Here is a 13794-nt window from a genome sequence, read left to right on the forward strand (position 1 = left end):
CACTTAGCCTGAGCGCCCTCTCATCCCGGATGACCCACGATGATTGCGGTGCCGAACCAGCAGTTGCTCGACGAACGCGAACGCACGCTCACCAACGCCCTGCGCCAGGCCGATCCCGAGGTGGTGGTCCGCATCGAACACGGCGGCCAGCTGAGCGTGTCCACGGTTCTGGACGAAGGCGAAGTACTGACGATCCTTGAAAGCCTGGGCGTCGGTGCCGCGCCCGTCCGCGCCTCGCGTGACGATGACGAACAGATCGGCGGATGCTGCGGCGGCTGCGGTTGCGGCTGACCACGCCGCGATGCGTTCCGTCCTTCGCCCGGCCCATTCCCGATGAGCTTCCACGACCTGCGTGAGTTCCTGTCGCGCCTGTCCGCGCGTGGGCAGTTGCTCGAGATCGATGCGCCGATCGATCCGGAACTGGAGAGCACCGCGCTGAGCGTGCGCGCGTTGCGGGCCGAAGGCCCCGCGCTGCTGATGCACAACCCGGTCGGTTCTTCGCACGCGTTGCTCGGCAACCTGTTCGGCCATCGCTCGCGGATCGAGCTGGCGATGGGCGAACGCCCCGTGGGCTCGCTGCGTGAGCTGGGCGAACTGCTTGCCGCCATCAGGGAACCACGCTGGCCGGGCAACCTGCGCGACGCTCTGGCCACCTGGCCCGAACTCGCGCAGCTGGCGCACGTCGCCCCCAGACAGACGAGCGACGCGGCGTTCAACGACGAAGTGCTGGAAGGAGGCGACGTCGACCTGGCGCGCCTGCCGATCCAGCGTTGCTGGCCCGAGGACGTCGACCGCCTGATCACGTTCGGCCTGGTGGTGACGCGTGGGACGCGGCAGCGGCGACAGAACGTGGCGATCTATCGGCAGCAGCCCATCGGGCGCAACCGGGTGATCATGCGCTGGCTCGCACACCGCGGCGGCGCGCAGGACTACGCGAGCTGGCAGGCGTCGTTCCCGGACCGCCCATTCCCGGTCGTGGTGGCGATCGGCGCGGACCCGGCGACGATGGTCGCCGCGGTGGCGCCGGTGCCCGACACGTTGTCCGAGTACGAGTTCGCCGGGCTGCTGCGCGGTTCGCGTTCGCGCCTGTGGCACAGCGAGCTGACGGGCCTGGATGCGCCTGCCGGGGCCGAGATCGTGCTGGAAGGGTTCATCCAGCCCGACGACACCGCGCTGGAAGGGCCGTTCGGCGACCACACGGGCTACTACAACACGCAGGCGCATTTCCCGGTGTTCACCGTGGAGCGCATGCGCCTGCGACGCGATGCGATCTACCACGGCAGCTACATGGGTCGCGCGCCGTTCGACGAGCCGTCGGTGCTGTCGATGTCGCTCAACGAGATCTTCGTGCCGATCCTGCGGCGCGTGTTCCCGGAAATCGTCGACTTCTACCTGCCGCCGGAAGCCTGCTCGTACCGCGTGGCCGTGGTCAGCATCCAGAAGCAGTACGCCGGCCACGCGCGTCGCGTGATGCTGGGCGTGTGGTCTTACCTGCGGCAGTTCACGTACACCAAGTTCGTCATCGTCACCGACGAGGACATCAACGTGCGCGACTGGGCGGAGGTCATCTGGGCGATTTCGACACGCGTCGATCCGGCCCGCGACAGCGTGCTGATCGAGAACACGCCGATCGACTATCTCGACTTCGCCAGCCCCACGTCGGGCCTGGGTTCCAAGCTCGGACTGGATGCCACGCGCAAGTGGGCCGGGGAAAGCGACCGCGAATGGGGACGCCCGATCACGCTCGATCCGCGCGTGGAACGCCGTGTCGACGCGATCTGGGAGCAGATCAGCCGATCGCGCGACTACGGGGGTGTGGACGCGGCGTCGCCCTGATCCCGCTCCCTCCCGCCCGTACGTCCCGGAGTTCCCATGCAACTGGTCTGTCCTGCCGGCAATCTGCCGGCGTTGCGCACCGCCATCAATGCTGGAGCGGATGCCGTCTACCTCGGCTTCCGAGACCAGACGAATGCGCGCGCGTTCCCCGGCCTGAATTTCGATGACGACGAGATCCGCCAGGGAATCGCCTATGCGCATGCGCGAGGCCGGCAGGTCTACTTGGCGCTGAACACCTACCCCGACAGTGCGCGGCTGTCGCACTGGCAACTCGCGGTGGACCACGCCGCCGAGCTTGGCGTGAACGCCATCATCGCGGCGGAGATGGCCGTACTCGACTACGCGCGCAGGCGACACCCCGCCCTGCCCCGGCATCTGTCCGTGCAGGGCTCGGCCACGACGGAGCCGGCACTTCGCTATGCCTACGAACGCTTCGGCATCGCCCGCGCGATCCTGCCACGCGTGCTGTCGGTGCAGCAGGTGGAACGCCTCTGCCAGGCGTCTCCGGTGCCGCTTGAAGTATTCGCCTTCGGCAGCCTGTGCATCATGGTGGAAGGTCGCTGCCAGCTTTCCAGCTACGTCACCGGCGCTTCGCCCAACCGGCACGGCGTCTGTTCGCCGGCCCGTTTCGTGCGCTGGGACGAGCACGCCGACGGCCAGCGCAGCGTGCGGCTGAACCAGGTGCTGATCGACCGGTTCGAACCGCAGGAGCCGGCGGCCTATCCCACCGTGTGCAAGGGCCGCTACGGCGTCGGTGGCGAGATCTTCCACGCGCTGGAGGAGCCGACCAGCCTCAACACGCTCGAATTGCTGCCGCGCTTGGCGCAGGCGGGTGTCGCGGCGCTGAAGATCGAGGGCCGGCAGCGCGGCGCCGCCTACGTCGATGCGGTCACGCGCACCTGGCGCGCCGCGCTGGATCGCTACCGTCAGGCGCCCGATGCCTGGACGGCGCAGGCGACATGGCAGTCCGCACTTTCCGCCCACGCCGAAGGTCACCAGACCACGCTCGGCCCCTATCACCGCGCCTGGCACTGACATGCAACTGAGTCTGGGACCCCTGCAGTATTTCTGGCCGCGCGAGCAGACGCTGGCGTTCTATCGCGAGGCAGCACACTGGCCGCTCCATACGGTCTACCTGGGCGAGACCGTATGCAGCAAACGCCGCGAATTACGCACCCGCGACTGGGTCGCGCTCGCGGAAGAAATCGCCGCCCAGGGCAAGCGCGTCGTGCTCTCCTCGCTGGCGTTGATCGAGGCCGAATCCGAACTCGGCACGCTGCGCCGGCTGGTCGAGCACGGCGGCTTCTGGATCGAGGCCAACGATCTGTCGGCGGTGCAGTTGTGCCGCGAGCGGCAGGTGCCGTTCGTCGCGGGCCCCAGCCTCAACGTCTACAACCACGAGGCACTGGCGATGCTGATCGAGGACGGCCTGCGCCGCTGGGTGCCCGGCGTCGAGCAGGGCCATGCACTGATCGGCGAATTGCTGACCGCGCTCGAGGGTCTCGGCCAGGGCCGACCCGAGCTCGAGGTCATCGCGTGGGGCCGGCTGCCGCTGTCGTACTCGGCCCGCTGCTTCACGGCACGGGCCCTGGACATCAGCAAGGACCAGTGCGAATTCCGCTGCATCGACTACCCGGATGGACTGCCGCTGACCACGCGCGAAGGACGACCGTTCCTCCGCATCAACGGCATCCAGGTACAGGGCGACGAGGTCACCGATCTTTCCGGTGAACTGGAGACGGCACGCGAACTCGCTGTCGACCTGCTGCGCCTGTATCCCCAGGCCGAAGGGATGCAGCAGGTGATCAAGCACTTCAGCCAGGCCTTGGCATCCTCCACTCCGATACCGTCGCTGGGCCAGCGCAATGGCTACTGGCACGGCGAACCCGGCATGAGCGGACAGGCTTGCGGCGCCTGAGGTCAGGCTTGATCAATCAACTCTCGGCGCGCCAATGTGCGCCGAGGCTGTCTTCACGACGCAGCGCCGCGGCGACCACCGCATGTGCGACGCGCGCCTGCCAACCCGCACCCGCCATCTCCGCCAACAGAGCGGCCGTCGACTCCATTCCGTGGCGGATGCGCACAGGTCCTGCCGCAGCCCACATCTGCTGCCGCAATTCCGCCAGAGACTGCGAATCGAGCCCGGCGCCACGCGCGATCTGGCGGAACCTGCCTGCCGCCGCACGCGCCGCGTGATGGCGCAGTTGGGCGCCCAGCCGCCGTCCGCAGACCACGCCTTCCAGCAGCGAGTTGCTGGCCAGCCGGTTCGCACCATGCAGGCCATTGCAGGCCGCCTCGCCGACCGCGTACAGACCGGGCACTGACGTCCTGCCGATCGCATCGACGGCCACGCCACCCATGTGGAAATGTGCGGCGGCGGTGACCGGGATCGGTTCGCGCGAAGGGTCGATCCCACCTGCGCGGCAGATCGTCGCCACCGTCGGAAATCGCGCCTGCCAGCGAGCGGGAAGTGCAGTGGCATCGAGGAACGCGCCACCGCCCTGCCATGCACGCCATACCCGGCGAGCCACCACATCACGCGGCGCCAGGTCGCCGAGCGGATGGAGGCCACGCATCAGTGGCTCGCCCGATGCATCAAGCAGGCGCGCGCCCGCGCCGCGCAATGCCTCGGTGATCAGCGGCAACCGCGACTGGCCGCCGTTCAGCGCCGTGGGGTGGAACTGCACGAACTCCAGATCGCGCGTCCGCGCACCCGCCGCCATGGCCAGCGCGAGTCCCGAACCGGTGGCGCCGTCGGCATTGGTGGTGCGCGCGAACAGCGCGCCAAGCCCACCGGTCGCGATGACCACCGCCGCCGCTTCCACCGTGTTTTCGCGGCCATGGAAATCGCGCGTCGCGACCCCGGCGACCGCCTGTCCGCGCAGGAGCAACGCCTCGGCTTCGCACGTGCGCCAGTCGACCGTCCCGAGCATGCGCACGCGTTCCTGCAGGGCCATCCACATACGCTCGCCGCTGCAATCGCCGCCGGCGTGCACGATGCGCGACGCGCGATGTCCGCCCTCGCGGCCGAGCAGCAGGCCGTGCGCATCGCGATCGAACGCCACTCCCATCGCCTGAAGCCAACCAATCGCCTCCGGCGCCGCGGCCAGCACCTCCCATACCATCGCTGCGTCGTTGTGGAAGGCGCCCGCCGCCAGCGTGTCGTCCACGTGCGCCAGCACGCTGTCGTCCGGCCCGACGGCCGCCGCGATGCCGCCCTGGGCCAGGCGGGAACTGTTGAGGCCGCCTGGATCCATCAGTACGACGCGACGCGGCGCCGCCGCCAGCGCCACGCTCAGTCCTGCGATGCCGGCGCCGATCACGACGATCGGCGCGTCGCCACGCATCACACCCGCTCCTGGCGGCCGACCTGCAGCATGCGTTCAAGCGCCGAACGTGCGCGCCACGCCACATCCGGCGGCACGTGCACCTCGTGGCCGAGATCGCGCAGGCACGCATGGATGTTCGGCAACGTGATCCGCTTCATGTGCGGACACAGGTTGCAGGGCTTGATGAACTCGATGTCCGGGAACTGCGAACGCAGGTTGTCGGCCATCGAGCATTCGGTGATCAGCGCCACGCGGTCGGGACGACGCTGCTGCAGCCAGCGGCCCATCGCCGAGGTCGAACCGACGAAGTCCGCTTCGGCCTGCACGTCCGGCGGGCATTCCGGATGCGCCACCAGCAGGGCGTCGAATCGTTCGCGCGCGTGCCGCGCCTGCTGCACGGTGAACTGCTCGTGCACCTCGCAGCGTCCGTCCCACAGCACCAGCTCCACATCCGTCTGCGCCGCGACATGGGCGCCCAGAAACCGGTCCGGCAGGAAGATCACCTTCTCCGCCTCCATCGCCTCCACCACCTGCACCGCGTTGGCCGAGGTGCAGCACGCATCCGACTCGGCCTTCACCTCGGCGGTGGTGTTGACGTAGCTCACCACCGGCGCGCCAGGATGCTGTCGGCGCAGCGCCCGCACGTCGTCGGCGGTGATGGAGGAAGCCAGCGAGCAGCCGGCTTCGGGGTCGGGAATCAGCACCGTGCGATCCGGCGCCAGGATCTTCGCCGTCTCCGCCATGAAGTGCACGCCGCACAGGACGATCAGCTCCGCGTCGCACGTCGCGGCGGCCTGCGCCAGTGCCAGCGAGTCGCCGGTCACGTCGGCGACGCCGTGGAAGATCTCCGGCGACTGGTAGCTGTGCGCCATGATCACGGCGCCGCGTTCGCGCTTGAGCTGCTGGATCGCGTCGATCCACGGCAGGTGCAGCGGCCACTCCAGGCAGGGCACCAGCGGTGCCAGCCGTTCGCCGAGTTCGGCGTAGCGACTCTCGAGGTCGGGGCTCCACGAAGGGGGATGGAAGGATTCGGTCATCGTGGCGCTCTCAGGCCGTGGCGTGGTGGGCGGTGCGTGCGGCACGCAGGGCGCGGGCGCCGCGATGCAGGACGATCCGCACGCCCAGCCGCAGGGTTTCCCATGGCAGGCGATCGAGCAGGTTGCGAACCGTGAGGCCCAGCTCGACGTCGCCGGTGAGCATCAATCGGCGCTGGAAGAACAGTGTGTCCGCGTCCTCCAGGCGGCTGGTCAGCAGCAGCAGGTCGGTGGCGGTGCCACGCACGACGGCTTCGGCGGGCCCGTGCACGCGGCACAGCCGCCCATCCCGCAGTTCGAGCACGCAGGTCAGCCCGAGATCGGTGATCTCGATGCCGAGCCGGCGCTGCTCGATCGGCGCCAGCCAGTCGGGGCGCAGCGAGTCGCCGAGCGCCTTCGACAGGATGCGTTCGGCGGCCATGTCGAACACCGCGGACGGCAGCAGCGCCAGCGGCTTGCGCCAGTACCGGGGCGGCGGCAGCAGCTTCAGCAATGAAGGGCGTCCGCGGTCGCCACGCTCGTGGCCCAACCGCGCTCGTGCAGGGCCGGATGCCGATGGCGCGGCGGCCTGCTGCACGCAGGCGTCGCTGATGAGCGCACCGATCAGGTTGTCCGCGGACGCCACTGGCACGCGCAGGCGGCCGGCCAGCCGCCGCGCACGCTCGTGCACCTGCTCCTCCCGCTGCTGGTCGCGCAGCGGCAGGTGGACCACGCGCTTCAGAGGACCGAGCGCCGCGACCAGGCCGCGCCGGGCGGCCAGCAACGCGATCATCGCGTCGTCCACGCGGTCGATGCCGAGCCTCGCCCCGGCCAGTGCCATGCGCGCTAGGTGCGGCGTCGAAGTGTTCCGGGACACGTGGCGCTCCCCTTGTCGTGGAAAGGGGCCAGATGCTAGGTGCGCGCTTTTTTCCCGCCATTGACGCAGGTCAAGCCCACCGCGCTTGGCCTCACGTTTCCGTTCGCGGGAGCTCCGCGTTGGCGCGGCCCCAGCAGCGCAGCAATACGACAAGTGTGCCGAGCCAGGCCAACGACCACAGACCGCCCGCCTCCGCATGCCCACGCTGCGCGAGGAGCGCCGCCAGCAGCGCGACCGCGGCGATCAGGTGGGCGGCCAGCACGAAGCGTTTGTCGCCGTCGGGCAGCAGCCGACCGACTCCGGGAATCTGCCGTCCACGTGGCACCATGCGGCGCAGCCAGATCCATGCGAGGAAGCTGAATATCTCCAGCATCATCCCCACGACGATCAGCAGCAGGCCGATCCCAATCGACAAGGTGCCCACCAGCATGGCGCGATCGAATCTCGGCAGCGCCGGCGCCACCAGCACGGTCGCGGCAAGGGCGAGCGCGATCGTGCCGACCGTCCAGAACGCGACCAGCACCGGGTTGCGGCGATGCCGCGCGCGCCATTGCAGCCAGGTTGACGCGCCGGCGAACAGCCACGACGCGAGCGCGGACGTCCAGACAAGCACATCGTTCGATTCTTCCGAGCGCCGCCAGGCGCCGACGAGCAGCCCCATCAGCACCAGCGCAACCCACGTCTGCACCGCGCCCGGTGCCGGTGCGCGCGAGCCCTGCAGCATCGGCATCGTCACGGCGCCCACCACGACGATGAGCATCAGCACCCAGCCCACCAGGCCACCTGCGGCATGCACGTCCACCAGCCAGTCGAGCCGCGCCGAGACCAGCCCGGCCAGCGTCAGCAGCGCCACCGCCCCCAGCGAAGCCGTCATCACCAGCGCACCGAGCGACACGCCGATCCCGCCTCGCAACCAGCGTGGCCCTCTGCCGCGAACTACCGCAACGAGCACGGACAAGGCGAAGATCACCAGCGACGCGACCAGCAGGGCCCCGGCGACGCACATCGCAGGCCGCGACAGCCACGTCATCGCCGGAACGAACACGATCACGCCGGCGTTGAGCAGCACGTGCGCGAGTGCGGCAACGCGCGAAGGGAACGGGCTCCCCGCCGCCACCGGCAGGAACTGAGTCAGCGCGCCCAGCATCGCGTTGCCCAGTACGCCCAGCACGACGATGTGCACCAGAGCCACCGTGACCGGCGTCCAGCGCGAAATCCACACCTCTCCACCCTGCAGCATCATCCACGCGCCTGCGAACACTCCCCACAGCAACGCGCTGACGAGGAATCGGATCGGGATGCTCGAAGGTGGCGCTTCGGAAATCGCCAGCCCGCTCACACGTCGTCACCGTCCCAGTCATCCGCGAGCAACTCGGCCGATTCAAGTCGCACGATCAGCAGCCGGTGTCCGGCCTCGACGGCATTCGCCCGGTATGCGAATCCGTCGGCGGACAGGATTGTGAGCAGCGGCGCCGGATACAGCGGCGTGATGGCGACAAGGCCCTCGCCGGCCGGCAGCGACTCCAGCGCCGCGAGGATCCGCTCCATCGGTTCCGGCGGCGACAGATGGCGCAGGTCCAGAACGGCGACGGGCGACCGGCTCATTCGTCGACCGGTTCCGTGTCGTCGGCGGGAACATCGGCACCAGCGTGCGTATCGGACGAAAGCCCTGCCGCATCCAGTGATTCCACTACGAGGCCAAAGGCAGCCGATGCCGAATCGGGATACTCGAATGCATCGTTCATCGCGGATACCTAACCAAGCCAGAGATGGAACGCGCCCAGCGGATGGTGCGCACGCGCAATCCAGTAGATCTGCCCATACGTGAGCAATGCCAGCACGAACGTCGCGATGCGCACGCGCTTGTTGACCGAACGCATCGCCAGCACGCCCAGTACCACGTACGTCACCACCAGCACCACCTTGACCAGCAGCCAGCCGTTGGCGAACAACGCGCCCGGCAGGATCGTCAGCAGCATCATCGCGGCCGTCAGCAGCACCGTGTCGATGGTGTAGCTGAGGTAGCGCACCGGCGCGGCCATCTGCCAGCGCAGGCCGGCCAGCGCGGAACCGCCACGGAGCAGGAACAACGCGCCGCTGCACAGGATCGCCATCACGTGCACCAGCTTGATCTGCGGGTAGAACTCGATCATCGCGAAGACTCATCCAGGTTTGCCGTCGACACGCGGCGTCAGGTAGATGCGGCCCAGGCGCATCACCCACGGCACGAAGGCCACCAGCCAGCCGATGGCGGCGGTGGCATGCCATGCATATGCATCGGGCAGCAGTTCGGCGGCAACGCGCATCGCCGCGACGAACTGCACGGCGACGAAGGCGAACCAGGCCACCGGCGGCATCACCAGCGCCCGCCCCGAATGCCCTTGCGTCACGCGCGTGACCATCGCCACCAGCAGGCTGCCGAAGAAGCCGATGAACAACGCGTGCGCCGGCGCGCGGCCCAGTTCGAAGGCACCGGTCAGCGCATAGATCACGCTTTGCGTGCAGTACAGCGCGAACGTCACCGGCAGCCACGCCATGCCGATGAAGAGCACCGCGAGCAGCCCCGGCATGCGTCCGCGTGGCCACCAGTGCCACAGCGCCACCATCGTGGCCACCAGCAATGGCAGGTCGACCAGCCAAAGCCATGCGTAGGCGTGGAACAGCTCCAGTACCAGGTGCGCCACCAGCAGGACCCAGACCAGGCCCAGCCAGCCCATCGGGCGCCAGGAGCGGTACCCCGGCACGACGTTGGCGGCGAAGAACGGGAACATGCGGTGCGCAACGGTCACGTAGATCGGCAGCAACAGGCCGACGGTGCCCAGCTTGATGCTGGCCATCACCCAGAACGGCGAGCCGCCCAGCACGAACACCAGGAACGAGACCAGCCCGATCCAGCCCAGCACCAGGGCCGCGAAGCACGAGCGCGCGTGCCAGGTCGCGCCCTGCTCGTCCAGCTGTTGCCGGCCCAGGATCACGACACCCGCGGTCCAGCCGGCCACGGCCATCAGGAGACCGACGAAGAACCCCGCCTCCCAGCCGCACGCGCCGATCAGGATCGCCAGCTGGCCGCCCATCAGGCCCGCGCCGACCGGCAGGTAGTGCCAGCGAGTCAGCGAAGGCAGCCCCATCCAGCGCGGGAACACCGTCAGCAGGAAGCCGAAGATGAAGCTGGGCAGCACCAGGTACTGCATCACGAAGGCATGCAGCCAGCCTGCGGGCACCGGCGGCGGCGACATCGCAACCAGGCCCGGCCAGCGCGTGGAGAACAAACACAGCGCCCACCACAGCATCGCCAGCAGGACGTTGCCCGCACCGATGAAGAACATGAGCCGATGCGGTGCCTGCACGAGATTGCGCGGGGAAATGCCGGATTCGAAGGTGGTTTGCAGCATGCGCGCAGTGTCGCGACCCGCGGTTGCGGATGCCTTGACATAGGTCAGGCATGTCCAGGCCGCCCAAACGGAAATCGCCCGGCCATGGAGACCGGGCGATCCGTTTGCATATCGCTTTACAGCGCAGCCGTCAGGCCTTGGCCGGCAATGCGTCCTTCACGCCCGCGCGGCGCGGAGCCACCCACAGGCGGAACACGAACCAGGCCAGCGAAAGCGCACCGACGCTGAAGATCGTGTCGGCCGGCACACGCATCCACACCAGCATGTCGACGATCGGCTGCTGCATGAACTCGGCCGAACGCGCGTACCAGTAGCCGTGCTCCAGCGTGGCGATCAGCTGCAGGATGCCCAGGGGCAGCAGGGTGAACGCGGCCATGCCGGCCAGGCCGATGTTGAAGGCCCAGAAGCTGGTGCGCAGCAGCTTCTCGTTCCATTCCACGTCCGGCTTGAGGCCGCGCAGGCAGAACAGCATCAGGCCGATGCCGAGCATCCCGTACACGCCGAACAGCGCGGTGTGGCCGTGGGTCGCGGTCAGGTTCAGGCCCTGCATGTAGTACAGCGACAGCGGCGGGTTGATCAGGAAGCCGAACAGGCCGGCGCCGACGAGGTTCCAGAACGCCACCGCGATGAAGAACATGATCGGCCAGCGGTAACGCTGCATCCATGGCGTGGCCTTGCCCATCTTGTAGCTGTGGTAGGCCTCGAACCCGACATAGGCCAGCGGCACCACTTCCAGCGCCGAGAAGCTCGCGCCCAGTGCGATGACCGCGGTGGGCGTGCCGGTGAAGTACAGGTGGTGCAGCGTGCCCAGCACGCCGCCGGCCATGAACACGATGGTGGCGAACAGCACCGCGATGGTGGCCGTGCGGGTCTGCAGCAGGCCCAGGCGAGTGAAGAGGAACGACATCACCGCCACGGCGAAGACTTCGAAGAAGCCTTCCACCCACAGGTGGACCACCCACCAGCGCCAGTACTCGACCATCGACAGCGAGGTGTGCTCGCCCCACATCAGGCCGGCCGCGTAGAACACGCCGATCGCGACGGTGGACAGGAACAGCAGCACCACGATCGAGCGGGACTCGCCGCCGTTGCGGATCGCAGGCCACAGCGAGCGACCGACCAGCGTCAGCCACAGGCCCAGGCCGATGAACAGGAACCACTGCCAGAAGCGGCCCAGGTCGACGTATTCCCAGCCTTGATGACCGAACCAGAAGTTGTGCTTCAGGCCGAGCTTCTGCATCACCGCGAACCACTGGCCCGCGAAGGCGCCCACCACGATGATCAGCAGGCAGACCCAGAGCAGGTTCACGCCCAGACGCTGGAACTTCGGCTCATGCCCGGAAATCGCCGGTCCGATGTACAGGCCCATGCCCAGCCAGGCGGTCGCGATCCACAGCACCGCCAGTTGCGTATGCCAGGTGCGCGTCAGCGAGTAAGGCAGCACTTCGGACAGCGCGAAGCCGTAGGCCTCCTGCCCTTCCACCTGGTAGTGCGCGGTGATGGCGCCCAGCAGGATCTGCGTCAGGAACAGCGCGATGACCACCCAGAAGTACTTGGCGGTGGCCTTCATCGACGGGGTGACCTTGATCGACGCCAGCGGGTCGGCCTTGGGCAGCGTCGGCGCCATCTCGTCGCCGTGGTTGACGGCGTAGTGCCAGCCCAGCAGGCCGATGCCTGCGATCAGGAACAGCACGCTGAACACGGTCCACGTGAACGCCGCGGTGGTCGGCTTGTTGCCGACCAGATCGTCGGCCGGCCAGTTCGCGGTGTAGGTGATGTCCGAGCCCGGCCGCTGCGTGACCGCGGCCCATGCCGTCCACCAGTAGAACGCCGTCAGCTGGCGACGGTGTTCCGCGTCCGGCACGGTGTCGTTGCGCATGGCGTAGGCCTCGCGCAGGTCCGCCGTTGCCGGATCGTTGCCGAACAGGTTCTTGTAGTGCTCGGCGACGATGGCCATGGCGGCCACCCGGTCCGCGTCGAGGCGGATCGTCGCGGTCTGCTCGTCATACGTGTTCGGCCGCATCAGCTGCTGGATGCGCGAGCGGTAGGCGGCCTGCGTGGCGGCATCGAGCTGCCTGTAGCCCTCGCCCCCCGCCTCCTTGCGGGCCCACAAGTCCATGATGGCTTCGGCTTCGCGGTGCAGCCAGTCGGCACTCCAGTCCGGTGCGACGTAGCCGCCGTGGCCCCAGATCGAGCCCAGTTGCTGGCCGCCGATGGACTGCCATACCTGGCGGCCGGTCTCGATGTCCTTGCGCGTGAAGATCACCTCGCCGTTCGAATCCACCACCTGCTCGGGCATGGGTGGAGATTGGCGATGGATTTCGCTGCCGACCCATAGCAGGACGGCGAACGAAGCGATGAGCAGGGTCGCCAGCCCTACCCATAACTTGCGGGTCGAATTCATGTCAGCACTCCGTGGAAAACGCCGGCATGGTCCGCCCGGCGCATGTGCGTGCTCCATGACACAGGTCAAGTCGATCTACATGCGCGCCCTCGCCTTCCCGTGCAGGCACGGGGCGCGAGATGGGCGTCGGCATCAAGATGTAATGCGCGTGCTGGGCACGCGGCACGTTCAGTGGCGCAGTACGGTCAGCGCGAGGGCTTCAAGGCGCTGCATGTCGAGGATCTCGACATCGCGTTGCTTGATGGACACCAGTCCGTCGCGCTCGAAACGGCGCAGTACGCGGCTCACCGTTTCCGGGGCCTGGCGCAGGTAGTTGGCGATGTCGGTGCGCGACATCGTGAGCTGGAACCGTCGCGGTGAAAAACCGCGTTGCGCCAGCCGGCGCGAGAATCCGATCAGAAACGCCGCCATGCGTTCGTCGGCGGAGTGGTCGCCGGCGAACAGCGAAGCCACGCCGATGTCCTTGCTCATCAGCCGGAACAGATGGCGCTGCAGGTTCGGCAGCTTCGACGCCAGCAGCGCGATGCGCGGAAACGAGAACCGGCACAGCATCACCGTGTCCAGCGCCACCGCATTGCAGGGATACCGGTCGTCATGGATCGCGTTGAGGCCGATGACCTCGCCGGGCAGGTGGAAGCCGAGCACCTGTTCGCGCCCGTCCGCATCCAGCATGTAGGTCTTGACGGTGCCGGCGCGCACCGCGGCGATCGCCCCGAACGGATCGCCTTCGCGGAACACGTGCTCGCCCGCATGCAGCGGCCCGACGTGTTCCACCAGCACGTGCAGGTCCATCAGCGCGCTCTTGTCCATGCCTTCGGACAGGCAGGCCTGCGAGAACGCGCAGGTCGAACAGAACGTCAGCGAATCGCCATCGTCGGCGAGGATCGAGGAGTCGGTGCGCGGAAAAACGATTCCGGAGCTCATGCGTGACCTGTCGCCGGCG

The 13794-nt window shown here is 68.2% G+C and carries 14 protein-coding genes; 4 read left to right on the top strand and 10 right to left on the bottom strand.

From position 1 onward, the window contains the following. Positions 1-39: 39 nt before the first annotated feature. The 4 genes from VFE83_RS07180 to VFE83_RS07195 are packed head-to-tail and all read left to right on the top strand — an operon-like array spanning position 40 to position 3754. Entirely contained in the window at positions 40-291 is a 252-nt protein-coding gene (locus VFE83_RS07180) for a hypothetical protein (RefSeq protein WP_324904524.1), read from the top strand. 42 nt (positions 292-333) lie between these two features. After that, positions 334-1836: a UbiD family decarboxylase gene (locus tag VFE83_RS07185; RefSeq protein WP_324904526.1), complete on the top strand. Its 1503-nt coding sequence runs from the start codon at positions 334-336 to the stop codon at positions 1834-1836. 36 nt (positions 1837-1872) lie between these two features. Then, positions 1873-2871 (top strand): ubiquinone anaerobic biosynthesis protein UbiU, encoded by a 999-nt coding sequence (gene ubiU, locus VFE83_RS07190; RefSeq protein ID WP_324904528.1) that lies wholly within the window; start codon positions 1873-1875, stop codon positions 2869-2871. 1 nt (position 2872) lies between these two features. After that, positions 2873-3754 (top strand): U32 family peptidase, encoded by an 882-nt coding sequence (locus VFE83_RS07195; protein ID WP_324904530.1) that lies wholly within the window; start codon positions 2873-2875, stop codon positions 3752-3754. 16 nt (positions 3755-3770) lie between these two features. On the opposite strand, the gene VFE83_RS07200 is transcribed toward VFE83_RS07195, so the two are convergent. From VFE83_RS07200 to VFE83_RS07245, 10 genes are all read right to left on the bottom strand, one after another. Next, positions 3771-5183: an L-aspartate oxidase gene (locus VFE83_RS07200; RefSeq protein WP_324904532.1), complete on the bottom strand. Its 1413-nt coding sequence runs from the start codon at positions 5181-5183 to the stop codon at positions 3771-3773. After that, positions 5183-6202 (bottom strand): quinolinate synthase NadA, encoded by a 1020-nt coding sequence (nadA, locus tag VFE83_RS07205; RefSeq protein WP_324904534.1) that lies wholly within the window; start codon positions 6200-6202, stop codon positions 5183-5185. Before nadA ends, VFE83_RS07200 begins: the two co-directional genes overlap by 1 nt. A 10-nt stretch (positions 6203-6212) precedes the next feature. Further along, positions 6213-7055, bottom strand: coding sequence for a ubiquinone anaerobic biosynthesis accessory factor UbiT (ubiT, locus tag VFE83_RS07210; protein ID WP_324904536.1), 843 nt, complete (start codon positions 7053-7055; stop codon positions 6213-6215). Positions 7056-7146: 91 nt separating this feature from the next. Beyond that, positions 7147-8238, bottom strand: a complete 1092-nt coding sequence (locus VFE83_RS07215) for a hypothetical protein (protein ID WP_324904538.1) — start codon at positions 8236-8238, stop codon at positions 7147-7149. A gap of 152 nt (positions 8239-8390) precedes the next feature. Then, positions 8391-8660 carry a DUF2249 domain-containing protein gene (locus VFE83_RS07220; protein WP_324904540.1) on the bottom strand — a complete coding sequence of 90 codons (270 nt, stop codon included), beginning with the start codon at positions 8658-8660 and terminating at the stop codon, positions 8391-8393. Beyond that, on the bottom strand, positions 8657-8800 hold the full coding sequence (locus VFE83_RS07225; protein WP_324904542.1) for a hypothetical protein: 144 nt from the start codon (positions 8798-8800) through the stop codon (positions 8657-8659). The genes VFE83_RS07220 and VFE83_RS07225 overlap by 4 nt, the downstream gene beginning before the upstream one ends. A gap of 9 nt (positions 8801-8809) precedes the next feature. Then, entirely contained in the window at positions 8810-9208 is a 399-nt protein-coding gene (locus tag VFE83_RS07230; RefSeq protein ID WP_324904544.1) for a SirB2 family protein, read from the bottom strand. 9 nt (positions 9209-9217) lie between these two features. Beyond that, positions 9218-10447 (bottom strand): NnrS family protein, encoded by a 1230-nt coding sequence (locus tag VFE83_RS07235; protein ID WP_324904546.1) that lies wholly within the window; start codon positions 10445-10447, stop codon positions 9218-9220. Between the two features lie 130 nt (positions 10448-10577). Beyond that, positions 10578-12851: a nitric-oxide reductase large subunit gene (locus VFE83_RS07240; RefSeq protein WP_324904548.1), complete on the bottom strand. Its 2274-nt coding sequence runs from the start codon at positions 12849-12851 to the stop codon at positions 10578-10580. 168 nt (positions 12852-13019) lie between these two features. Next, positions 13020-13775, bottom strand: a complete 756-nt coding sequence (locus VFE83_RS07245; protein ID WP_324904550.1) for a helix-turn-helix domain-containing protein — start codon at positions 13773-13775, stop codon at positions 13020-13022. Positions 13776-13794 lie beyond the last annotated feature (19 nt).

Source organism: Lysobacter sp. (genome assembly GCF_035655815.1).
Lineage (GTDB): Bacteria > Pseudomonadota > Gammaproteobacteria > Xanthomonadales > Xanthomonadaceae > Lysobacter_J.

What these genes read in the sequence shown, in the direction of transcription:
- VFE83_RS07180 (WP_324904524.1), top strand. Translation starts at nt 40, where the DNA reads ATGATTGCGGTGCCGAACCAGCAGTTGCTCGACGAACGCGAACGCACG.
- VFE83_RS07185 (WP_324904526.1), top strand. Translation starts at nt 334, where the DNA reads ATGAGCTTCCACGACCTGCGTGAGTTCCTGTCGCGCCTGTCCGCGCGT.
- ubiU (WP_324904528.1), top strand. Translation starts at nt 1,873, where the DNA reads ATGCAACTGGTCTGTCCTGCCGGCAATCTGCCGGCGTTGCGCACCGCC.
- VFE83_RS07195 (WP_324904530.1), top strand. Translation starts at nt 2,873, where the DNA reads ATGCAACTGAGTCTGGGACCCCTGCAGTATTTCTGGCCGCGCGAGCAG.
- VFE83_RS07200 (WP_324904532.1), bottom strand. Translation starts at nt 5,183, where the DNA reads ATGCGTGGCGACGCGCCGATCGTCGTGATCGGCGCCGGCATCGCAGGA.
- nadA (WP_324904534.1), bottom strand. Translation starts at nt 6,202, where the DNA reads ATGACCGAATCCTTCCATCCCCCTTCGTGGAGCCCCGACCTCGAGAGT.
- VFE83_RS07220 (WP_324904540.1), bottom strand. Translation starts at nt 8,660, where the DNA reads ATGAGCCGGTCGCCCGTCGCCGTTCTGGACCTGCGCCATCTGTCGCCG.
- VFE83_RS07225 (WP_324904542.1), bottom strand. Translation starts at nt 8,800, where the DNA reads ATGAACGATGCATTCGAGTATCCCGATTCGGCATCGGCTGCCTTTGGC.
- VFE83_RS07230 (WP_324904544.1), bottom strand. Translation starts at nt 9,208, where the DNA reads ATGATCGAGTTCTACCCGCAGATCAAGCTGGTGCACGTGATGGCGATC.
- VFE83_RS07235 (WP_324904546.1), bottom strand. Translation starts at nt 10,447, where the DNA reads ATGCTGCAAACCACCTTCGAATCCGGCATTTCCCCGCGCAATCTCGTG.
- VFE83_RS07240 (WP_324904548.1), bottom strand. Translation starts at nt 12,851, where the DNA reads ATGAATTCGACCCGCAAGTTATGGGTAGGGCTGGCGACCCTGCTCATC.
- VFE83_RS07245 (WP_324904550.1), bottom strand. Translation starts at nt 13,775, where the DNA reads ATGAGCTCCGGAATCGTTTTTCCGCGCACCGACTCCTCGATCCTCGCC.